This window comes from Streptomyces sp. LZ34, assembly GCF_053890475.1.
Genome location: NZ_CM132680.1, coordinates 9632135 through 9654385 on the forward strand (window position 1 = coordinate 9632135; position 22251 = coordinate 9654385).

Annotated in this window: 17 protein-coding genes; 2 read left to right on the plus strand and 15 right to left on the minus strand. The window is 72.0% G+C overall.

From position 1 onward, the window contains the following. Positions 1-245: 245 nt before the first annotated feature. Entirely contained in the window at positions 246-977 is a 732-nt protein-coding gene (locus ACWY4P_RS41465; RefSeq protein ID WP_456205915.1) for a recombinase family protein, read from the minus strand. A gap of 609 nt (positions 978-1586) precedes the next feature. Here ACWY4P_RS41465 and ACWY4P_RS41470 point away from each other — a divergent pair. After that, positions 1587-2792 (plus strand): DUF4241 domain-containing protein, encoded by a 1206-nt coding sequence (locus ACWY4P_RS41470; protein WP_456205917.1) that lies wholly within the window; start codon positions 1587-1589, stop codon positions 2790-2792. A 299-nt stretch (positions 2793-3091) separates the two neighbouring features. Here the strand turns inward: ACWY4P_RS41470 and ACWY4P_RS41475 are convergent, their stop codons facing one another. The 5 genes from ACWY4P_RS41475 to ACWY4P_RS41495 all read right to left on the minus strand — a co-directional run bounded on the left by ACWY4P_RS41475 (position 3092) and on the right by ACWY4P_RS41495 (position 7850). Then, positions 3092-4099 (minus strand): recombinase family protein, encoded by a 1008-nt coding sequence (locus ACWY4P_RS41475; protein WP_456205919.1) that lies wholly within the window; start codon positions 4097-4099, stop codon positions 3092-3094. A gap of 382 nt (positions 4100-4481) precedes the next feature. Continuing rightward, positions 4482-4955 carry an NAD(P)H-dependent oxidoreductase gene (locus ACWY4P_RS41480; RefSeq protein ID WP_456205921.1) on the minus strand — a complete coding sequence of 158 codons (474 nt, stop codon included), beginning with the start codon at positions 4953-4955 and terminating at the stop codon, positions 4482-4484. A 132-nt stretch (positions 4956-5087) separates the two neighbouring features. After that, positions 5088-6068 carry an aldo/keto reductase gene (locus ACWY4P_RS41485; protein WP_456205923.1) on the minus strand — a complete coding sequence of 327 codons (981 nt, stop codon included), beginning with the start codon at positions 6066-6068 and terminating at the stop codon, positions 5088-5090. A gap of 377 nt (positions 6069-6445) precedes the next feature. Next, positions 6446-6928 carry a nitroreductase family deazaflavin-dependent oxidoreductase gene (locus ACWY4P_RS41490; protein ID WP_456205925.1) on the minus strand — a complete coding sequence of 161 codons (483 nt, stop codon included), beginning with the start codon at positions 6926-6928 and terminating at the stop codon, positions 6446-6448. A 76-nt stretch (positions 6929-7004) separates the two neighbouring features. Then, positions 7005-7850: an SDR family oxidoreductase gene (locus ACWY4P_RS41495; protein WP_456205927.1), complete on the minus strand. Its 846-nt coding sequence runs from the start codon at positions 7848-7850 to the stop codon at positions 7005-7007. A gap of 238 nt (positions 7851-8088) precedes the next feature. Here ACWY4P_RS41495 and ACWY4P_RS41500 point away from each other — a divergent pair, with 238 nt between their 5' ends. After that, positions 8089-9048: a helix-turn-helix domain-containing protein gene (locus ACWY4P_RS41500; RefSeq protein WP_456205929.1), complete on the plus strand. Its 960-nt coding sequence runs from the start codon at positions 8089-8091 to the stop codon at positions 9046-9048. A 160-nt stretch (positions 9049-9208) separates the two neighbouring features. Here ACWY4P_RS41500 and ACWY4P_RS41505 read toward each other — a convergent pair whose 3' ends face one another. The 9 genes from ACWY4P_RS41505 to ACWY4P_RS41545 all read right to left on the minus strand — a co-directional run bounded on the left by ACWY4P_RS41505 (position 9209) and on the right by ACWY4P_RS41545 (position 22207). Further along, positions 9209-12229, minus strand: coding sequence for a Tn3 family transposase (locus ACWY4P_RS41505; protein ID WP_456205931.1), 3021 nt, complete (start codon positions 12227-12229; stop codon positions 9209-9211). A 181-nt stretch (positions 12230-12410) separates the two neighbouring features. Further along, positions 12411-13502: an Rv2231c family pyridoxal phosphate-dependent protein CobC gene (gene cobC, locus ACWY4P_RS41510; RefSeq protein WP_456205933.1), complete on the minus strand. Its 1092-nt coding sequence runs from the start codon at positions 13500-13502 to the stop codon at positions 12411-12413. Then, positions 13492-14403 (minus strand): sirohydrochlorin chelatase, encoded by a 912-nt coding sequence (locus ACWY4P_RS41515; protein WP_456205935.1) that lies wholly within the window; start codon positions 14401-14403, stop codon positions 13492-13494. The genes cobC and ACWY4P_RS41515 overlap by 11 nt, the downstream gene beginning before the upstream one ends. A 109-nt stretch (positions 14404-14512) precedes the next feature. After that, positions 14513-14995, minus strand: coding sequence for a cobalamin biosynthesis protein (locus ACWY4P_RS41520; RefSeq protein ID WP_456205937.1), 483 nt, complete (start codon positions 14993-14995; stop codon positions 14513-14515). Positions 14996-15049: 54 nt separating this feature from the next. Continuing rightward, on the minus strand, positions 15050-16483 hold the full coding sequence (locus tag ACWY4P_RS41525; RefSeq protein ID WP_456205939.1) for a cobyrinate a,c-diamide synthase: 1434 nt from the start codon (positions 16481-16483) through the stop codon (positions 15050-15052). A gap of 21 nt (positions 16484-16504) precedes the next feature. Beyond that, positions 16505-17110 carry a cob(I)yrinic acid a,c-diamide adenosyltransferase gene (gene cobO, locus ACWY4P_RS41530; RefSeq protein WP_358703506.1) on the minus strand — a complete coding sequence of 202 codons (606 nt, stop codon included), beginning with the start codon at positions 17108-17110 and terminating at the stop codon, positions 16505-16507. Continuing rightward, a complete protein-coding gene (locus ACWY4P_RS41535; RefSeq protein ID WP_456205941.1) occupies positions 17110-19275 on the minus strand; it encodes a putative cobaltochelatase in 2166 nt (721 codons plus the stop codon). Before ACWY4P_RS41535 ends, cobO begins: the two co-directional genes overlap by 1 nt. Further along, entirely contained in the window at positions 19272-21008 is a 1737-nt protein-coding gene (locus ACWY4P_RS41540) for a cobyric acid synthase (RefSeq protein WP_456205943.1), read from the minus strand. The genes ACWY4P_RS41535 and ACWY4P_RS41540 overlap by 4 nt, the downstream gene beginning before the upstream one ends. Beyond that, the gene (locus tag ACWY4P_RS41545) at positions 21005-22207 is read right to left on the minus strand and encodes a cobalamin biosynthesis protein (RefSeq protein WP_456205944.1); all 1203 of its coding nucleotides are present in this window, start codon (positions 22205-22207) and stop codon (positions 21005-21007) included. The genes ACWY4P_RS41540 and ACWY4P_RS41545 overlap by 4 nt, the downstream gene beginning before the upstream one ends. Positions 22208-22251: the final 44 nt, after the last annotated feature.

Below are 22251 nucleotides of genomic sequence, written 5' to 3' on the forward strand. Positions count from 1 at the left end.
CGGTGCCCTGGATAGGCCGTGTTCTCGTATAGCTGCCGCCACCCGTCATGTAGCGGAGCGTGACTGACTTCCGAGATCTGTAGTGGGGGCATGCAGGTTGACGCGGTTCTCGTACTCGCGGCGGGCCTTGCGTTGGGCCGGGACCGCCGCAGCGCCATCGAGGGTCTGGCAGAGGTCGAGGAGTCGGCGGTGGATCGCGGGCACTGCGGCGATGCGCAAGGTGTAGCCCTGGCCGCGCCGTACGGTCACGCCCTGGTCGAGCACGGCGCGCTCGGCGGGCGCCAGATCGGCGACGCGGAGGAAGTCGGCGACCTTGCCCGGCATGTCGACGACCACCGACAGCTCCGGGGTCGGGTGCCCGCGTCGACGACTGTGTACTCGGGCAGCAGGTCCGCGACGGCGGTGCGGATGGCGCCGCGGCTGACGTTGTGATCGCGAGCGAGGGCGGCGATGGACCGGCCTTCCAGGTACGCGGTGCGCACGGCCTTGGTCTGCCCGGCCGGAACGGCCGGGCGGCGCCCGCCCTTGTTGCCCTTGGCCTCGGCGGCCCGTAGTCCGTCGTACGTCAGCTCGCGCTGGAGTTCGCCGGCGGCGGCGAGGGTCTGCACCATGAACTTCACGGTGGACAGGAGCTCTCCGGTGCGCGGGTGGCGGGCGGTGAGGTCCATGGCGGAGAACGCGCCGTCGTGGATGCGCAGGGCGAGGCGGCTCTGGTGCAGGACGTCGAGCACGTCGAGGATGTGCTGGGTGCCGCGCACGAGGCGGAACATCTCGGAGATATGCACGGTGTCGCCCGGCCGCGCGTACGTCAGCAGGTCGCCGAACTTCGGGCGCTCCAGCGGATGGAGGCGGCTGGAGGTGCCGCCCTCTTCCTCGAAGACCACCGGCTCCTCAATGTCGGCCTCGTCCAGGACGAGGTTCTGACGGGCGGTCGACTGCTGGTCGGTCGACACCCGCTTGTAGACCAGGTTGACCACGCTCTTCCTCGTTCCTGTCGGCGTATCGGACCCGAGGTGTCATCAAACCCTGTCGTCAGCCCCCATCGGATCTGATTGGATCCGCGCCTTCGTGAGGCCCCGGAATGTACGGGTTCATTGGACACCTGCGGCACCTGTCGTCATTCGTACGTTTGCCGACAGGCGGTGACGGCTGCGGTAGGCCATGGGGTTCAGGACTTCATCGCGGGTGATTTGTAGACGGTGGGGACGCGGAAGCCTGCGAGCCGGGCGGTCAGTCGCTCCGTCTCTGTGGGCAACCGACGGAATTCGTTGACCAGTCGTAACGTGGCTTCCGCCGGGTTGGATTCCCATGCAGGAGTGCCTTCGTTCCCCGCTCCTGAGCGTCGGCGCTGACGCGAACGCACGCATCACCGATGGGGCCTGCCGAACCGACTGTGTTTCGTCACCTGGGGCGGCCCGTTTCGTCGGTAACCCCAGGTTGCGGGCCTCCCACAATCCTGTGTGTCACACCCCAGTGGCAGACTGCGGCACAACGAAGCTTTGGAAGGGCAGGGCGTTGCGGCAGGGGTCACCCGTCGAGCGCCGCTGCTCGGGGGTGGCTGGTGCCACGGGGGGAGATACGCGACTGTGATCTTCGACAGTCTTGATGTGTCGTACGGCGAGATGTGGGGTTCCTATCGGGGAATGACCCATCCGGACCCGATGTCGCGCGCGCTCGCGGCACGCAAGCATGCTGCCGGGATGGATTACGCGGTTCTGCTGTCCGCGCGGGAGCGACCGCTGGCACTGGTCGAATACTGGCCGCGCCGGATGTGGCGTGTGTATCTGTTCGACGACAGGTCCTGGTGCATGCAGATGATCGACCTCAAGCCGCACAGCACGGGGATGTTGTTGGCTCACCGGAACACCCGATGGCAGTTTTCCAACGAGCAGGAGCACTCGTCCTGGAAGTGGGATGTTCAGGAGACCACGACCGTCTCGGCCGACGGGCAGGTCGAGGTGAGGTCCGAGTTCGCCGGGCCGAGGGGAGCGTCGACGGAGCCACTGCACGCTCGAACATCCGGCCCGTCGAGCGTCCCCGTGCGGCGGTTCCCGGCGCCCGTCGAAAGCTTCCTCTGCCCCGTACCGGAATTCGGCGACTGGCAGGTGTTCGCGCCGTTCCTCGCCCAGCAGGGCCACGAGCCCGCCACGACCGTAGTCCTGAGCGACGTGTCGGTGGACGAAGGATCGGGACCGCTGCGCGCCACCGGAATCGAGCAACTGTTCAGTCCGGGCGCGTGCGACACTCCGGATGGGCCGGCCGTCGTCGAGCCCGTTGACGCCGGCCTGCTGCGGATCACGTCAGGGCAGCTGGCGGTCTCGGACCCCGGCTGGATCGGAGAGACCCCGCGGACCGTCGCTGTGCCGCCGGGCGAGTTCCCGGTCACGCTGTCGCTTTTGCGCACGACACGCGGGGCCGGTGTCGCTGCGGCCAGGGTGACGTTCCTGGACATCCCGCCCCGCGAGTGGGAAATGGCCCTCCGGCCCGACGAGGACCTCGGGCTGCTCGGCGAGGGCCAGTTCTACGGGGTTGGCGTGGATACCGGCACAGCGGCTTTCCTGGATGCGACTCGGACGGTGATCGAAGACCAGCTGGACGAGGACCTGTTCATACCCCTCGACAGCCATTTCAGCGTCGAACTGCCCAGCACGGAGTCTGAGCCGAACCTCATCGCCTTCCGTGCCGGCCAGGGCGATGGGTCCTACCCCGTCTGGATCGGCCGCACCGATGACGGACAGGTTGGTTGCGTCGTCGTCGACTTCCAGCTCCATTCCGCTGACGGGGGAGAGTAAGGAGCCGCCGACCACCGGCGCGAGGCCGCACTGCCCGAGACTGGGACCACGGCGAACCCCCAGAGTGCACACGGCGATTGATAAGCTCGACAACTCGATCACCGACTTCGGCCTGGTGGACGCCTTCCCGGAGGACGTCAGGGCTCGCCAGCAGTACTACGCATCGACGTAGCCGTGCCCAACAACGGCTGAACATCCCTGGTTGCCTTGCGGCCCGCATTCGGACCTGGCCCACACCTCATCCCGGCACGGCCCTGTTCTCCCGAAGCTACGGCGAAGTGACGAGTAGCTCTCTGTAATCAGAGTGACGCTCGGTCAGGGAGAGCGAGGCGGGGGCCGGGGACTTCGCCGACCTGGAGGGCGGTGAAGTCGGCGTGGGCCTGTTCGACGGCTTCGGGGTACGCCTCGCGCTTGGCGTGCTCGGCGAGCGCCCGGTAGATGCTCGCGACGGAGGGGTTCTGTCCCTTGCGCTTGCCGGTGGGGATGATCAGGTCGGGCTGGATCTGCTCGACGGACTCGCCGCCCGCGCGGCGCCGCAGCACGGTGTGGAGCATGTCGTCGGTGATGACCGGAGGCCGGCCGCCGTGCTTGCCCTTGCGGGCCGCGGTGTCGAGCCCCTCCAGGGTCGACTCCCGGATGTTCTCCCGCTCGGTCTCCGCCATCGCCGCGAAGAACGCGAACAGCAGCTTGCCCGGACCGGTGGGGTCGTAGATGCCGGGCAGGGGCCCGGCGAGCATCTCCAGGACCAGGCCGTGGGCGGTGAGGTGGTCGGCGAGCGCGGTGAGCTCGGCGGCGTCGCGGCCGAGCCGCTTCATCTCGTACACGGTGAAGATGACCCGGCAGTGCGGGGCGTGCGCCTTGACCTCCCGCGCCGTCCTCAGGGCCTCCTCGAATCGGGGGCGGACCCGCACCCGGGTGCTGATCTTCTCGCTGAAGATCTTGTCCCTCGGGATGCCGTGCTTGCTGAGCGCGTCGAGCTGGGAGTCGAGTTCCTGCCCGAGGGTCGAGCATCTCGCGTACCCGATGCGGATGTCCGCGCTCGGCAGGTCCGGGTCGATCGGCGCCGGGGGCGGGGTGCCGGGCCGCCACGGTCGGCCCGGGCCGCGGTCGGTCGGGGTCGGCACGCGCAGCGCTTTCTTCAGGCGGGGCACCTGGGTGAAGCGGCGGGTGTGGTAGGCGGAGGCGACCGCGCCACCGCGCGAGCGGCAGGGCGAACCGGGCTGCGCGTCACACTTCGGACATGCGTGCTGTTCGACGTCGTCGGCGTCCGACCGGTCGGCCGGGGAGGGCTGCTGAGGGTCCGTCATAGGCCCGGATTTTCGCACAATGTAACTCTCAGAAGGGGGTCCGTCCCGCTTTTGAGTGAGAGCAGGTTCTGAGAACGAATCTGGGATCGGCGGGGTCCGGCGGTCCGTGATTGATCTTGCTCGCGCAAAGGGTCGTTTATGAGAGGGGCTGTTCATCGCTAAGCAGGGCCTCGATGCTGCTTTCGCTTGAAGCACGACTTCGAGATCCTTCGCGAGCGGCCGACCAGCGAGCCGCAAGTTCCTCGTAGATCTCCGCGGGCGCGGGTGGTCCTACCAGTCTCCAGTCGCTTGGCGCTGACTCGGCGAAGAGTGACCGGAGACTGGCAGGGCTATCACCGCTGCGTTGCGATCAGCGAGGGCGGCTGTTGTCGTGAGAGCGCGGTCAGGCGGCGAAGGAGGCGAGCAGTTCGTTGTACTGCTTGGCGGCGGTGGACAGGTCCTCGTCGGAGAGGCCGAAGGCGGTGCCGTACAGCTTGACCATCGGCTGGATGTCGAACTGGCACAGCCGCAGGGTTGCGTGCCAGTTGCTGAGGAGCGTCTCAAGGGTGGTCTTGTTCGCGCCTTCGGGGGTGTAGTGCTCGGCGGGGACGCCAGCGGTGACGGCGACGATGGCCTTCTTGCCGGCCAGCTTGGAGGGAGAGCCGTCCATGGTGAAGGCCCAGCCGAGGGTGAAGACCTTGTCCTGCCACTGCTTGAGCAGAGGGGTGGTGTTGTACCAGAACACCGGGTGCTGGAAGGCGATCACGTCGTGTTCGGCCAGCAGTGCCTGCTCGGCGTCGACGTCGATCTGGAAGTCGGGGTAGGTGGCGTAGAGGTCGTGCACGGTGACATGGGCCAGCTCGCGGACGGCGTCCACCAGAGCCTTGTTGGCCTACGACAAGGAGAACCTTGGACATGATGGAGAAAGCCTCTTCAGTGATCAGTGAAATGGGTGAACGGATGGGGGTTGGTCGGGTGCGACGGGTCAGTACGTCGCCGGGGCGTCAGATCACCGGTCGATGGTGGCCATGTTCGCCTCGTCGTGGCGCTCACCCGCGGCCGGTGTGAGGTTGTTCAGGCGGTCGAGCTGAGCGGCGCTGAGTTCGATGCCGTCGGCGGCGGTGTTCTCTTCGACGCGTGCGACTCGCCGGGTTCCGGGGATGGGGGCGATGTCGTCGCCGCGGGTCAGCAGCCATGCCAGCGCGGTCTGTGCCGGGGTGGCTCCGATCTCGGCGCCGATGGCCTGTACTTCGTCGACGATGCGTAGGTTGCGCTGGAAGTTCTCGCCGATGAAGCGCGGGTTGGTCTTGCGCCAGTCGTCGTCGGCGAAGTCGTCGACGGTGCGGATCTGCCCGGTCAGCAGGCCGTGGCCGAGCGGCGAGTAGGGCACGAATCCGATGCCGAGCTCGCGCAGCAGCGGGAGGATCTCGGCCTCGACGTCGCGGGTCCACAGAGAGTATTCGGTCTGCAGCGCGGCCACCGGATGCACGGCGTGTGCCCGGCGGATCGTATCTGGTCCGGCCTCGGAGAGGCCGATGTGGCGCACCTTGCCTTCGGCGACCAGCTCGGCCAGCGCGCCGACGGTCTCCTCGATGGGCGTGTTCGGGTCGACACGGTGCTGGTAGTAGAGGTCGATGTGGTCGGTGCCGAGCCGCTTGAGCGATCCTTCGACCGCGGCCTTCACGTTGCCGGCGCTGCTGTCGATGACGCCGGGGCCGTCGCCGGCGTGGGAGACGAGACCGAACTTCGTCGCCACGACGACGTCGTCGCGCCGTCCCTTGATGGCCTTGCCGACGAGTTCTTCGCTGTGGAAGGGGCCGTAGATCTCGGCGGTGTCGATGTGGGTGACCCCGAGGTCCAGGGCCCGGTGGATGGTGCGGATCGACTCGGCGTCATCGAGTCCCCCGCCCGTGGTGTACATGCCGGCCATGGTCATGGCTCCCAGGCCGATGCGGGAGACATCGAGCCCGCCCAGTGATACGTGCTTCATCAGGTACTCCTTGTCGTGACGGCCGTCAGGCCGGTCGGTGGTCGTGATCAGTGGGGTGCGCCACCCGTTGGCGGACCGTGCTGGGGTGATCCGCGCGCTGTCGACGCGGGCGCCGTTGCCGGGTAGCGGGGTCAGAGCCGTGGGTGCACCCGGCTGCTTCCGGCCTCGGCCGGCCTGGTGCTCAGGCGTGGGTGTCGTCGTAGGTCAGGCTGCCGAGGACATCGATGCCGCGGTCGTCTGTGATGTGCTTCGTCCAGGCGGCCGGGCGGGCCGACCATGGGGGATTCGAGCTGGCCGCTGTCAGGTGGGGTGGTCCGACGCTGGTGTTGCCAGGGCCGGGCTGCGGTGGGTCCGCGGGCTGAACCGGCTGCGCCGGGTCAGTGCTCGTGGGCCTCTGGCTCCAGGACGAGGACGGGGATCTCACGGTCCGTGTTCTTCTGGTACTCGGCGTAGTCGGGGAACGCCTCGACGGCTCGGGCCCACCACAGGACCTTCTCGTCCCCGGTCACCTCGCGTGCCAGCATGTCCTGGCGCACCGGGCCGTCCTGAAGCTCGACCCGGGGGTCGGCCACCGCGTTGTGATACCAGACCGGGTGCTTGGGGGCTCCTGCCATGGAGGCGACGACGGCGTAGACGCCGTCGTGCTCCACCCGCATGACCGGGGTCTTGCGGATCTTGCCGCTCTTCGCGCCCAGGGTGGTCAGGATGACGACGGGCAGGTCCCGGAGCCTCTCGTCTTCCTCCCGTGCGACCAGGACACTCAGCGTCGTTCCCTGCGTACCGCCGGAGCTTTCGTACAGCTCCACCTGGTCCCGTACAAACTGCGCCGTGCTCGGCTCGTACTCGCCTTTGAGGGGCATGTTGGCTCTCTCCGTGCTGTCGAAACGTGCACCCGGCAGCGGTCCTCCGTCCTGGCCGGGGTGCGGGGTGTGGTGCTCAGGCGTGGGCGTCGTCGTAGGCCAGGGCGCCGCCCAGCTCGCGGGATGCCTCGGCCTGGGCGAGGAGCTCCTTCGCCTTGGCCTTGGCAGCCTCGATGGCGTCCGCACCGGCGACGAAACGCAGCAGCGGCTTCTCCTGGCCGGCGATGGTCAGCAAGGCGCGGGCGAGCTTGGCGGGGTCGCCGGGCTGCTTGCCGTTCATGCTCTTCATGCCCTCGATCCGGGGTGCGGTGCGCGGGGCGTAGTCGTCGATGGACAGCTCGGGCCAGGTGGTGGAGCCGTCCACGAGGAGTTCGGTGCGGAAGTAGCCGGGCTCCACGATCGTGGTGTGGATGTCGTACGGCTCGACGTCGTAACGCAGGGACTCCATCCAGCCCTCTTCCGCGAACTTGGAGGCGGCGTAGGCGGAGGTGAACTCCATGCCGACCAGCCCGGCGGTCGAGGTGATGGTGATGACGTGGCCGGCGCGCTGGCGGCGCATGATCGGCAGGACGGCGCGGGTGACGTTCATCGGGCCGAAGAGGTTGGTCTCGAACTGCTGGCGCATCTGCGCGGGCGAGATCTCCTCGAAGTAGCCGGTGAAGAGGTTCCCGGCGTTGTTGATCAGGACGTCGATGCGGCCGAAGCGGTCGACGGCGGCCTGCGCGGCGGCCTCGGCGTCCTCCAGGCTGGTGACATCGAGCCTGGTGACCAGCAGATTGTCCTGCGGCCCGCCCAGGGTCTTCTCGACCTCTGCGGGGCGGCGGCCGGTGGCGACGACCTGGTGGCCGGCGGCGAGGGCCTCGCGGGCGATGTCCGTGCCCAGACCGCGTCCGGCACCTGTGACGAGAATGACCTTGCTCATGGGGGGCTTCCTTTCAGGCGCCGTGCTCCGGCACCCGCTGTGTGCGGGGGTGATGCATACAGCGCCGCAGAGGTGCTGGGACCGGCGGCACGAGCGCCGTCTGTCTGGACGGTTCACACCGCTGTGGGCGCGGTGCACCACCAACAAAACCGGCTGTCACGCGAGGGTGGGAGTCCCTGATGAGGGGGTCCCTGACAGGGACCCCCAACCCGGCAGAAGCACTCGTAGAGTGAAGCGCATGGCAGGCAGAAACGACCCCAACGGCACAAACCGCGACATCCGCGATGATTTCCGTGCGGAGATCCGGGAATTCCTCGGCACGCGACGGGCCAGGGTCACCCCCGAGCAGGCCGGACTGCCCCTGTACGGCGGGGAGCGTCGACGGGTCACCGGGCTGCGCCGCGAGGAGGTCGCCCTCCTCGCGGGCATCTCCAGCGAGTACTACACCCGGCTGGAGCGCGGCAACGCCACCGGAGTCTCCGAGAGCGTCATCGAGGGCATCGCGCAAGCACTTCAGCTCGACGAGGCCGAACGCATCCACCTGCTCGACCTCCTGCGCGGCGCCGGCACGACCCGTCCGCCACGCCGCCGCCCGGCCCAGCAGCGTGTCCGGCCCACGGTGCAGCGCGTCCTCGACTCGATGAGCGGCACGCCCGCGTTCATCCTCAGCGGACGCGGGGACATCCTGGCCGCCAACCACCTCGGGCGCGCCCTGTTCTCCCCCGTCTACGCCGACCCGGTACGGCCGCCGAACAACGCCCGGTTCGTCTTTCTCAGCCCGCACGCGACCGAGTTCTTCCGCCACTGGGACGAAGTCGCCAACGACACGGTCGCCATGCTGCGCGCCGAGGCCGGCCGCGATCTCTACGACCGGCGGCTGACGGACCTGATCGGGGAGCTGTCCACCCGCAGCGAGGAATTCCGTCGCCGCTGGGCGGCCCACAACGTCCGGATGCACACCACGGGCGTGAAGCTCCTCCGCCACCCGGTCGTCGGCGACCTCGACCTGCCCTTCGAAACCTTCCCGCTCCCCGACGGCCCCAGCCAGTTCCTCCTCACCTACACCGCTGAGCCCCACTCACCCTCGCAGGACGCCCTGAACCTGCTGGCCAGCTGGGCCACGGCCAATGACGGCATCGAGCGGTCCGCGCCGGCCAACGACTTCGAGCCGGCCGACTCGACCGGGACACCCGACTGAACGATGGGCCACGCGAGGCGACATGCCCGCCCGGGAACACCACAACTGACCACCCGGACGGCACCACCTGAAACGCATCGGGGTGGGCGAGGGTGGCGATCGGTTCACATGGACGCGGCCGAGGCCCCTCGGGATCCGGCCAGGCCCAGGGCCCGAGGTGTCATGCCGGGGCTGCGGCTGTCTCTCCCTGCGGGATGCGCGGGCTGGGCACCGTCGTCCGGATGGACAGGTCCAGATCGAGGCGGCTGTTCATGTCCAGCTCGAACCGGTCGTAGGGGTTCACGTGGGTCCAGAACAGCGGGGACAGGGCCCGCCGGTCGGCGTCGGTGAGCCGCTTCTGCCACTTCTCCTCGCTCAGGATGTCCTGGAGGAGCAGAGTGTTGACGTGCACCAACGCCGACTGAAGCAGGTGCAGGGCGAGCATGGACACCTCCTGGGACTCCTTGTCGGAACCGGTCAGGTCGCCGTCCTTGCCGTAGAACAGGTCATGGTTGGCGGAGTTCCAGTTCTCCACCACCTGGAGCCCGTCGCTGATCTCCCGGCGCAGGTCCGCGTCGGCGAGGTAGTCGCAGATGAACGCCGTACGCACCGCCCGCCCGAGTTCCTCGATCGCCCGGTACGTCGGATGCTTGGGCCCGCCGCGGGTGAAGCGCCGCAGGACCTGCTCGGCCTCGGCGGTGCCCAGGCGCAGGGCAGTGGTGTACTTCACAATCTGGTCGTACTGCTGACGGATCAGGTCCCAGTCGATCGTCTTGGTCGACAGCACCGGCGCCAGGTTCGGCCACTTCTCGTCCTCACCAGCCGCCGGCCGGTACAGCCGCGCCGAGCCGACGTTCTTCAGCCTGGGGAGCAGGTTGAAGCCGAGCATGTGGGCGAAGGCGAACCCGACGATGGAGGCGCCGTGCGTGTCGGTGTACTGCCGGTCGATCTCCATATCCGTGCAGTGCCGCAGCACGCCCTCGATCATCGCGGCGACCTCGGAGGCCGAGCAGGACTTGAGCTGGCTGTAGACGCACAGCGACTTCTTCTCGACGTGCCAGTAGATCATCACGCCGGGCCCGCGGTAGCGCTGGTGCCACTCGGTCATGAAGTTGCTGGACCAGGAGCCGAACTTCTTGGAATCGCTCGCGCAGGCAGTGCCCTCGCCCCACCACGCCTGATCGCGGGCGGCGAAGGTGGCGTTCACCAGCCGCACCAGCGCCGCGCGCAGGTTGGTCCGGTTGACGAACAGGTGCCGCACCCGGCGCAGCACGGCCTCGCTCTCGCCGTGCTTGCCGGTGACCGCGACCCGCTTGATGCCCATGTTCGTGCCCAGCGCGAACAACACCAGGAGTAGCCGGCGCCGCAGCACCGCCTTCGGCACCGCCTCCCTGGTGGCGACGGAGGTGAACTCGGACGTGAAGCCGGTGGCGAACTCGGCCTCCTTGAGGATGTCGATCAGGGCGATCGTGCCCCAGCGGCGCTCGATCTCCGCCTTCAGCGCCACTAGGTTCTCCGGCTCCTCCTGCTTCCCCAGCGGCGAGACCTTGATCCACGGCTCACCGTGCTTCCTGACGATGTCCACCCCGCCCGTGGTGCCCAGCTCCAGTGCCGTGTCGAAGCGGGTCAGGGCCTCGCGCAGCCGCTTCTGAGGGGCCTCGATGAACTTCTCCGGGTCCTGCGGCTGGCGGATCGCGTCGTAGTGCACATCGCGGTTGTCCTCGAAGTCCGGCGGCAGATCGTCCTCCGGATTCCGCCACCGGTTCGCCCCTGGCACCCAGATCTCCCGCCGCCGCAGAGCGTCCCGCAGCGACACCAGCACGCACAGTTCATACGGGATGCGCTCGACCCGCCCGCGCTCATCCACCACCGCCTTGCGCCACTCCTCGCGCACCACCCCCGCGAGCGGGATCTTCTCCGCCTCGTCGAAGAACGCGCCCTCCTTGGCGATGGGCTGGTCCAGATACCGCTTGAGCAGGTCGATCGCGTCCATCACCGGCCGGTAGGCGGTGTTGTTGCACTTCAGCTCCAGCGCGTTCAGCAGCGGCGAGAGCATCCGCCGCCAGTGATTCGAGTACGACGAGCGCAGCACCGTACGCACCCGGGCCCGGTAGCGGGCCTCGTTCGCCGCGGCCTCCGCCGCCAGCGCCTTCAGCGTCGACTCCCCGGCCACCGGATAGATCACCTTGCGAACCGTGCCGCCCGGCTCAGCGACCGCCGCCTCCGCCAGCCGCAGCAGGATGCCCTCCTTGCCACGGACCCGTTTGAGCTCCTTGTTGAACTCGCCCTCGACCTTCTTCTCCGCCCGCGTGTTGATCTTCTGCACGAGCTGGATGAACAGCTCCACCAGCGAGTCGGTGATCTCCGTCTCCCGCACATGGCACAGCGTCGACAGCAGCGCGTACCGCACCGGCCCGGCCGCCGCCCGCAGGCCCGAGGGGTACTCCTTCGCCGCCCGCGCCCGCCAGGCCGCCACCAGCTTCTCCGACGCGTCCGCGAACAACTCCGGCGGCAGCTGAAGCCCGCGCACCCGCTGGAGCTTGTTCACCTCCGCCAGCAGGCTGTCCAGCCCCAGCGCGCCCGGGTCCGCCTTGAGCTCGGTGAAGAAGGTGCCCCTGCCGCCCGCGCTCTCCTCGTCCGCGCCGGCGTCCTCGGCGATCAGGTCGTCCAGCCGGGACCGGGTCGCCGCCGACAGCCGGCCCACGGTGGCCGCGCAGAACCGCTCCTCGAAGGTGCTGACCGCCCTGCCCACCAGCCGGGCGATCTGTCCTGGGGCCGGCGGCTCCAGCCGGTCCTTGCGGCAGCGGGCCACCACCGCCTCCGCGAGCCGGTCCCGGTTCAGCTCCACCCCGCACAGCTCGACCGCCAGCCACTCGGCAAGCTGGGCCTGGTCCTCCTCGGAGCACTCACGGAAGCCGACAGCTCCCCGGATCTCCATCCGATGCCGCTTGATCGCCCGACCCGACCAGTCGTACGCGACCCACTCCTCCGCCGCCACCTTCACCTGCTGGGCGACGTACGACACCGCCGGCACCGGGATCTCCCCGGCGTCCTCCGGGAACCGGGCCTCCACCTCGAAGAACTTCAGCAACAGCGCGAACCCCAACCGGTTCGCCCCCGACTTGTTCCGCAGCCGCTCCTGGTCCTCCTCCAACAGCGTCCAGACCTCGATCAGGTCCTCCGGCTCCCACTCCTGCCGCACCCGCGCGCTCCCTCCGGTCGTCGTGACCGGACCAACCTCGCCGAGCACGGCCCCCGATGAGCCCGGAAGATCAAAAACGCTGACAAGCACACCCCAGATCCGCTACAGAGAGCTACTTGTCACTTCGCCGTAGCTTCGGGAGAACAGGGCCGAGTGGCGCGTCCGCACGGTGGGTTGCGGGTCAGCGCTCGTTGAGGGCCTTGGCCAGGGCGGTGATGAAACGGTCGGTCGTGGCCGGGTCGCGGACCGCGAGGCGCAGCCAGTCCGGGCCCAGGCCTGGGAAGGTGTCGCCGCGCCGCACCGCGAAACCGAACTCGCGCAGGCGGGCGCGGACCGCGGTGGCCTTCGGCAGCCGGATCAGCAGGAAGGGCCCGGCCGCCGGGGCACACACCCGGATCTCCTCGAACTCGGCCAGCCGCGCGGCCAGATGAGCCCGGTCGGCGGTGATCGCCTCCGCCGCCCGGGCCGCCTCGGCGAGCGCCGGAGGCGCACAGCACGCCTCCGCCGCCGCCAGCGCCGGGGAGGACACCGGCCACAACGGCTGCGCCCGCTCCAGCGCCGTGACCGTGTCCGGCTCCGCCAGCACATAGCCGATCCGGAGCCCCGCCAGCCCCCAGGTCTTGGTGAGGCTGCGCAGCACGACCAGCCCCGGCACATCGGTGCGGCCGGCGAGCGACTCCCGCTCGCCGGGCACCGCGTCCATGAACGCCTCGTCCACCACCAGCGTCCGCCCAGGGCGGGCCAGGGCGGCCACCGCATCGGCCGGGTGCAGCACGGACGTCGGGTTGGTGGGGTTGCCCACCACCACCAGGTCCGCCTCCTCCGGCACCGCGCCCGGGTGCAGCCGGAAGCCGTCCCGCTCGTCCAGCACCACCCGCGCCACACGGTGCCCGGCGTCCCGCAGCGCGGCCTCCGGCTCCGTGAACTGCGGGTGGACCACGACCGGGCGCCGCACCGGGAGGGCGCGTGCGAGCAGTACGAACGCCTCCGCCGCACCCGCGGTCAGCAGCACCCGCGCCGACGGCACACCATGCCGCGCGGCGACCGCGCGCCGCGCCGCGCGGCCGTCCGGATAGGCGGCGAGGCCGTCGAGCGCGGCGGCCACCCGGGCCTTGAGCCAGCCGGGGGGCGTGTCGGCCCGCACATTGACCGCGAGGTCCGTCAGCTCGGCGCCGGAGCCCCGCACCTCGGCGTCCCCGTGGTGACGCAGATGGCGCGGGTCGAACCCGGCGGACGGATCGGCGGACACGTCAGCGAGCTGGTCAGCGGACATGCGTGGGGGAGCCGGGGTGCCGGTCCTCCTGCGCGGGCACGGCCACCGAGCCGCCCGTCTCATCCCCGGCAGCGTCCCCAGCCGCGTCCCCAGCCGCATCCTCGGCCGCATCCCCGGCCTCGCATCCGGCCTCGTCCCCGGCCGCCTCCCGGTAGCGCTCCATGACCAGCTCCACCAACTCCTCCGAGGGACCCGGCACATCGGCGGTCACCACCTCGACCTCCGGGTGTGCCAGCGCCCAGCCCTCCGCCTGCTGCTGCGCCCGATCCGCCGCCGTCCCCGCGAACAGGAAGTACGGCAGCACCACGATGCGCCGCGCCCCGAGCAGCGCACAGCGGTCGAGGCCCGAGGCCACATCAGGCGCGGCCAGCGAGACAAAGGCGGTCTCCACACCGCCGAAGCCGCGGCCCTCCCACAACAGCCTGGCGGCCCGGTGCACCTCGGCGTTGGCTTCGGGGGTCACCGACCCGGGGCCCACCAGCAGGACAGTGGTCTCCGCCCGGTCGGAAGGGGAGCGGCGCGGGCCGTCGCCCAGCGCCTCGTCCAGGCGGCGCTCCAGCACGGTCAGCAGCCGGGGATGCGGGCCCAGCGGGCGGGCACGGACGAAGGATGTGTCGGGGCGCCGCTCGCGCTCGCCGGCCAGCGCGGCGGTGAGGTCCTGCTCCGCGCGCTCGGAGGGGATCAGCGTCAGCGGTACGACGGCGAACCGGGTCACGCCTTCCTCGGCGAGTCCGGCCACCGCGTCACCGAGCGGCAGAGGGGTCTGGCCGGTGAAGCCGCCCGCGACGGGCAGGCCGGGATTGCGGGTGCCCAACTCCCGTACGAAGTGGCGGAAGGCGTCGGCGCGCCTCTCGTCTCGGGTGCCGATGCCTGCGATGAGCAGCGCGGGCGGGGTCGTCACGAGGTCTCCTTGGTGCTGGTGGTGCGGGTGGCACGGTGCGATGCGGGAGTTGGGATCCCGCCCCGAGACGTTACTGAGTTCTGCCGGGCGATGTGTAGGCAGGTCACCTTTACTTGTCCTGCCCTTGTTCGCCCCGGCGCGCCGGACGGCGCGCGACGGCGCAGGTGGCCCGCGCGGGACGGCCGCGCGGCTCCGACTTCCGCTTGGCCACGAGCAGATCGCCCCCCGGCCCGGCGGCGAGCAGGGCCGCCGCCTCGGCGACACTGGGCGTCCCCACGGCGGTCAGCGCGGCCCCGGACCGGCTCGGCACCGCGACGGAGGCCAGCGCCGCGGCCCCATAACCCCGCAGCGGCACGCCGAGCCGGACCGCCGCCGCGACCAGCCCCGGCTCGGCGGCCTTCGCCTCGACCGTGGCCAACTCCACGACCCCGCACACCGAAAGCCCCGCCCCGTCCAGCGTCCGCCGGATGAGCCCGGCCACCTCCTCGACGGACACTCCCCGCCCGGCACCGACCCCGACGACAAGCCCCGGGCAACGCACGGTCCCCACCGGCGACTCGGGAAGCGCCCCCGCCCGTGTCACGCTCTCCACTCACCGTCCCCCTCCTATTCTGTTCTGCTCCGTTCCGCCATCCACTCCGCCGTCTCATCCGCCCCGCCGCGCGCAACCGGCCACGAACCGGACCGCCGCGTCCGGCATCGCCGCCCAGTGCACATGCAGATACGACGCATGGACACCGCCCTGGACGAACCCCTCCGCGCGGCGCTCGGGACGGACCAGCCCCCAGGCGGGCTCCGGCCCCGCACCGGGCTCCACGGTGGTGCGGTGGAACTCATGCCCGCGCACCCGGGTCCCCGCGACGGCGAGTGAGCTGTCCCCGATCGCCACCGCCTCGCGGTACCCCAGCGTCAGCCGCTCCGACATGTGCGCTTCGGCGGGCAGCACTCCGCACATCGGCTCGCCGTCCAACGAGCGCGCCAGATACAGCAGCCCCGCGCACTCGGCGGCTATCGGCGCACCGGCCGCCGCGAGCCGGGCCACCTCCGCGCGCAGCGGCTCGTTCGCGGACAGCTCCGGCGCGTACACCTCCGGGAAGCCGCCGCCGACCACCAGGCCGGCGGTGCCCGGCGGCAGGCGCTCGTCCCGCAGCGGATCGAAGGGGACCACCTCCGCGCCCGCGGCGGTGAGCAGCTCGGCGTGCTCCGCGTACGAGAAGGTGAAGGCCGCCCCGCCCGCCAGCGCGACGACCGGCCGCCCCCCGCCCCCGGCCGCCTCCGCCCCGGCCCCGGCTGCCTCGGCCCCACCCCACGCGGGGGCGGTCTCCCGCTCCGGGGCCCAGGGCGGGTCCGCCAACGGCGGTGCGCTGCGGGCCAGGGCCAGCAGGCCGTCGAGGTCGCAGCCCTCGCGCACCCGCTCGGCCAGCGCGGCCACGGACTCGACCGCCTCCGCCCGCCGCTCGGCCACCGGCACCAGACCGAGATGGCGGCTCGGGGCGCGCACCGCGCGCACCCGCCGCAGCGCCCCGAGCACCGGCACCCCCGCCCCGTCCAGTGCCTCGCGCAGCAGCTCCTCGTGCCGGTCCGAGCCGACCTTGTTGAGAATCACCCCGGCCACCCGCACCTCGGGGTCCCAGGACGCGAAGCCGTGCACCAGCGCCGCCACCGAGCGGGACTGCGACGAGGCGTCGACGACCAGCACCACCGGCGCGCGCAGCAGCTTCGCCACATGCGCCGTCGATGCCAGCTCGCCCTGCCCGGCCGCCCCGTCGTACAGCCCCATCACGCCCTCGACGACCGCCAGATCACAGCCGGCCGCCCCGTGCAGAAACAGCGGAGCCATCCGCTCCGGCCCGCACAGATAGGCGTCCAGGTTGCGGCCCGGACGCGCCGCCCGCCCCGAGCGGGCCGCGGACGAGACGGCCAGCGCGTGATAGCCGGGGTCGATGTAGTCCGGGCCGACCTTGTGCGGCGACACATCGAGACCGCGCTCCGCGAAGGCGGCCATCAGGCCCGTGGCCACCGTGGTCTTGCCGCTGCCGGAGGCGGGCGCGGCGATGACCAGGCGCGGCACGCTCACCACTGAACACTCACCACCGAACACTCACCACTCGATACCCCGCTGCCCCTTCTGACCGGCGTCCATCGGGTGCTTGACCTTGGACATATCGGTGACCAGATCCGCGAAGTCCAGCAGCTTCTGAGGCGCGTTACGCCCCGTGATGACCACGTGCTGGGTCCCGGGCCGGTCGCGCAGCACCGACACCACCTCGTCGGTGTCCACCCAGCCCCAGTGCATGGGGTACGCGAACTCGTCCAGCACATACAGCCGATATGTCTCCGCCGCGAGGTCCCGCTTGACCTGCTCCCACCCCTCGCGCGCCGCCTCCTCGCTGGAGATGGCGTCCTGCTGGGAGCGCTGGAGCCACGACCAGCCCTCGCCCATCTTGTGCCATGCGACGGTCCCCCCTTCTCCCGACTCGCCGAGGACGCGCAGCGCCCGCTCCTCGCCGACCCGCCACTTCGCGGACTTTACAAATTGGAATACACCGACCGGCCAGCTTTGGTTCCACGCCCGCAGCGCCAGCCCGAACGCGGCAGTCGACTTGCCCTTGCCGACGCCCGTGTGCACGAGCACCAGCGGCCGGTTGCGGCGCTGCCGGGTGGTCAGCCCGTCTTCGGGTACGACGGTCGGTTGTCCTTGCGGCATCAGGCGGCCCTCCGTGTCTTTCGTACGGTCCGTGCGGGGTTTGCCGTGCGCGCGTCGCGCACCAGCGCGGTCACGCTGTCCGCGCGCAGTTCGTCGAGCGTCACCGGTGTCCCCCGAAGCTCGTGGGCCAGCGCGCCCGCCAGGCCCAGCCGTACGGGCCCCGCCTCGCAGTCCACCACGACCGAGGCGACCCCGTCGGCCGCCAGCAGCCGGGCCGCGCGCCCGGCGCGGGCCACCGGCTCCGGGCCGCCCGTGGCCCGTCCGTCCGTCACCACGACCAGCAGCGGACGGCGCGACGGGTCCCGCAGCCGCTCGATCCGCAGCACTTCGCGGGCCTTCAGCAGCCCGGTGGCCAGCGGGGTGCGCCCGCCGGTGGGCAGCTTCGCCAGCCGGGCGGCGCCCGCGTCCACCGACGAGGTGGGCGGCAGCGCCAGGGCCGCCTCGGCGCCCCGGAAGGTGATCAGGCCGACCTTGTCCCGCCGCTGGTAGGCGTCCAGCAGCAGTGACAGTACGGCGCCCTTGACGGCGCTCATGCGCTTCCGCGCGGCCATCGACCCCGACGCGTCCACCACGAACAGCACGAGGTTGCCCTCGCGGCCCTCGCGCACCGCCTCACGCAGGTCGTCACGGCGCACCACGAGCCCGGGGCCCTGCCGGCCGCGCGAGCGCTGGTGCGGTGCGGCGGCCCGTACGGTCGCCGACAGGTGCAGCTTGGACAGGGTTCCGCGGGGGCGGCGGGCGCCGGTGGTGCGGCCGTGGGCCGTGCGGGCGCGCGACCGCCGCCCCGCCGCCCCTTCGCCGAGCCCCGGTACGTCCAGCCGCCGGGTCCGGAACGGCTCGGCGGCGCCCACGGCCGCCCGTTCGCCGCCGGGCCCGCCCGCCGCGGCCCCGCCCGGGCCCCCGTCGGCGGCATCGGGGACCCGGCTCGGGGCGTCGGAACCGTCGGAACTGTCGGAACCGTCGGGGCTCGTGCGCTGCTCCGGTACGGACGATCCGGCCGACGGCGGCGCCTGCTCCGGCACGCCCCGCGGCGGCTGTCCGCCCCCCGGCCCGTCAGGACCCCCCGGCCCGTCAGGGCCTTCCGGTCCGTCCTGCCCGTCCTGCCCGTCCCGCCCGTCGGGCCCCGGGTCCGGCTCCGGGTCGTCGTCCCCGCCCCCGGACTCGCGCAGCACTTCGTCGAGCTTGTCCTCGTCCAGCCCCGGCGCGTCGAACGGAGCCCGCCGGCGCCGGTGCGGCAGCGACAGCAGCGCGGCCTGCCGCACGTCCTCGGTGGTCACCTCCGTACGCCCCGCCCACGCCGCCAGCGCCGTCGCCGTACGCGCCGTCACGATGTCCGCGCGCATCCCGTCCACCTCGAACGCCGCGCACACCGCCGCGATCTGCCGCAGCGCGCCATCGCCCAGCCGCACCCGCGGCAGCAGGGCACGCGCCGCCGCCACGCGCTCCCGCAGCGCGCCCTCCTCGTCCGCCCAGCGCGCGGCGAACCCGGCCGGGTCCTCGTCGTACGCCAGCCGCCGCCGCACCACCTCGACCCGCTCGTCGGTGTCCCGCGACGCCGCGACCTCCACCGTCAGGCCGAAGCGGTCCAGCAACTGCGGCCGCAGCTCGCCCTCTTCGGGGTTCATGGTGCCCACCAGCAGAAAGCGCGCCGCGTGCCGTACGGACACGCCCTCGCGCTCCACATAGGAGGCGCCCATGGCGGCCGCGTCGAGCAGCAGGTCGATCAGGTGGTCGTGCAGCAGGTTGACCTCGTCGACGTACAGCACGCCGCGGTGTGCGTCGGCCAGCAGACCCGGCTCGAACGCCTTCACCCCGTCCGACAGCGCCCGCTCGATGTCCAGCGCCCCGACCAGCCGGTCCTCGGAGGCGCCGACCGGCAGCTCGACCATCCGGGCGGGCCGTACGGTGCCGGTGTCCGGCTCGTGCGGGCCGTCCGGGCAGCCCGGGTCGGGCGCGGTGGGGTCGCAGGAGAACCGGCAGCCGGCCACCACGTCGATGCCGGGCAGCAGGGCGGCCAGCGCCCGTACGGCCGTCGACTTCGCGGTGCCCTTCTCGCCGCGTACCAGCACCCCGCCGACGGCCGGCGACACGGCGTTGAGCAGGAGGCCCAGCCGCAGGTCGGCCATCCCGACGAGCGCGGTGAACGGGTAGGGGGTGGCGGTCATGCGGGGGTACCTCCTGCGGTGTGGGCGCGGTGGTGGTCTTCTGGGCGGGGCGGAGGGAACGACTCCTCCTGAGACGACTCCTCCTGAGACGACTCCTCCGGAGACGCCGCAGGAGAGGGCAGCGAGGGCCCGGGAGGCCGGGGCGGCGCCCCCGGCGGGACGAACGGCAGCCCCTCCGGCACGCCGTTCTCGATCAGCCGCAGCAGCGCGTCCGTGTCCGCGTGTTCTTCGATCAGGTCGCCCAGCCGGTCCAGCTGCTCCTCGCGCAGCTCCCCGAAACTGGTGTCCGGCGCCGGGACGAACGCCCGGCCCGCCGCGTCCGCGACCCGCCGCAGGAAGGCGCGCCGGAAGCCGTCGCTCTCCAGCGAGCCGTGCCAGTGCGTGCCCCACACCGAGCCCACCCGGCAGCCGTCCAGGAAGGGTTCGTCCGCGCCGTCCAGCAGCTCGGCGACCCCGTGGTGGATCTCGTAGCCCTCCACCCGCTCGCCGAGCGCCTCGCCGACCGGCCGCGCGAGGGTCTTGTGCACCGCGAACCGCACCCGAACCGGCAGCAGCCCGAGCCCCTCCACCGTCCCGGCCCGCGACTCGACCTCGTCCTCGATGCGCTCGCCGAGCATCTGGAAGCCGCCGCAGATGCCCAGCACCGGCCGGCCCTCCGCCGCCCGCCGCGCGATCGCCGCGGCCAGACCGCGCCGCCGCAGCCACTCCAGCGCCCGTACGGTGCCGCGGGTGCCCGGCAGCACCACCAGATCGGCGTCGGCCAGCTCCTCCGGCCGGTCCACGAACCGAACGACCACGCCGGGTTCGGCGGCCAGTGCGTCCACGTCCGTGAAGTTCGACATGAGCGGCACGGCGGCGACCGCGACCCGCAGGATGTCCGCGCCGTGCGGCGGCGCGACGACGCTCTCGCGCACCGCCCCGCGCAGCGACACCCGCAGCCCGTCCTCCTCGTCGATGCCGAGCCCGTGCGCGTACGGCAGCACGCCCATGGTCGGGCGGCCCGTCAGGCCGTGCAGCATCTGAAGGCCTGGCTCCAGCAGGGTCACATCGCCGCGGAACTTGTTCACCAGATAGCCCGCGACAAGCCGCTGGTCGGCCTCGGAGAGCAGCGCGGTCGTGCCGAAGAACGACGCGAAGACGCCGCCGCGGTCGATGTCCCCGACCACGACGACCGGCAGCCGGGCGGCCCGGGCGAGACCCAGGTTGACGATGTCGGTTCGGCGCAGATTGATCTCGGCGGGGCTGCCCGCGCCCTCGCAGATCACCGCGTCATGGGTGCGCCGCAGCTCGGCCAGGCACTCGGTGACGGTCCCGAGCAGCGCCTCCCGCCGCCCGCCGGGCAGCTTTTCCCCGGGGGACGCCCCTCCAGACCCCCCGAAATACCCACGCGCACTCAGCTCGCCCACCGGCTTGCCCAGCAGCACCACTTGGCTGCTGCGGTCGCTGCCGGGCTTGAGCAGGACGGGGTTCATCAGCGCGCTCGGCTCGACGCGCGCGGCGGCGGCCTGCATGGCCTGGGCGCGGCCGATCTCCGCCCCGTCGCGGGTCACGAAGGAGTTGAGCGACATGTTCTGCGCCTTGAAGGGCGCGACGCTGACGCCCTTGCGGCTGAGCCAGCGGCAGATCCCGGCCGTGACGACGCTCTTGCCCGCGTCCGAGGTCGTACCCGCGACGAGCAGCCCGCCGCCCGGCCCGCCCTTCGCACCCGCGCCCCCGCCGTGTATTCCGCTCATCCGTAGTCCCTCCCAGCGGCCACGGGCCGCGCCGTCGCCGGGCCGCCCGACCAGCCCGCGCCGAGTGTCCGCATGGACCGTGCCCAACGGGCCCGCGCGCCATGTGAGGCACGCGCGGCGCGTACGGGCGCGGCGCCGGGCCGCGCGACCGGGGGCGCGACCGTACGAGCCGCCCGCAGCGCCCCCACAGCCAGCCGGGCCGTGACGGACGCGCCGAGCGCCAGGGCGCCGACGCGCCGCGACAGCCGTACCGCGCGCTCGATGTCGGCGGCCTCGACCGGCCGCCCGCCGGGGTTGAGCACCGGCCGGTGCTCGACGCGGCCGCCGTACGCGAGGGTGCCGCCCAGCCGTACGCCGAGCGCGCCCGCGAACGCGGCCTCCACAGGGCCCGCGTTGGGGCTCGGATGGCGGTGGCCGTCGCGCCGCCAGGCGCGCGACGCGCCGCGCGGATCGGGCCCGGCCAGGACGGCCAGCGCCGCGGTGAGCCGCGCGCCGGGCCAGCCGGCCAGGTCGTCCAGCCGGGCCGAGGCCCATCCGAACCGCCGGTAGCGCGGCGACTTGTGACCCACCATCGCGTCCAGGGTGTTGACGGCCCGGAAGCCGACCAGGCCCGGCACCCCGCCGACGGCCCCCCACACCAGTGCGCCCACGACGGCGTCCGAGGTGTTCTCGGCGACCGACTCGACGACCGCGCGCGCGATCTGAGGCCCGTCCAGCGCCTGCGGGTCGCGCCCGCACAGGTGCGGCAGCCGCCGCCTGGCGGCGTCGAGGTCCCCGGCGGCCAGCGCGCCGCCGACGGCGCGCGCCTCCCGGCCCAGCGTCGTCCCGCCGAGCACGGCCCAGGTGGCGGCGGCGGTCAGCAGGGTCTGCGCGGCGGGGGAAGGGCGCCCCAGGGCGGGGCTTTCCGAGGCAGTACTGCCCGAGGCGAGGCTTCCCAACGCGGGGCATCCCAACGCGGGGCCTCGCAGGGCCCGTACGGCGCGCACCGACAGAACAGCGCCCGCGGCCACGCCGCCCGCGCACAGCGCGGTGTAAAGAGCCCCGGATCCGCGGTGGTCGCGCCACAGCAGCCGCTCGACGGCCAGGGCGGCGCGCCCGAACGCGGCCACGGGGTGGCCGCGGCGCGGATCGCCGAGGGCGAGGTCGCCGAGAAAGCCGAGGGCGGCGCCGCACGCGTACGAGGCGTGATCGGCACGCATCGTCAGTCCGCCGTCTTGCCTCGGCGCGTCGGGATGTGGCGAAG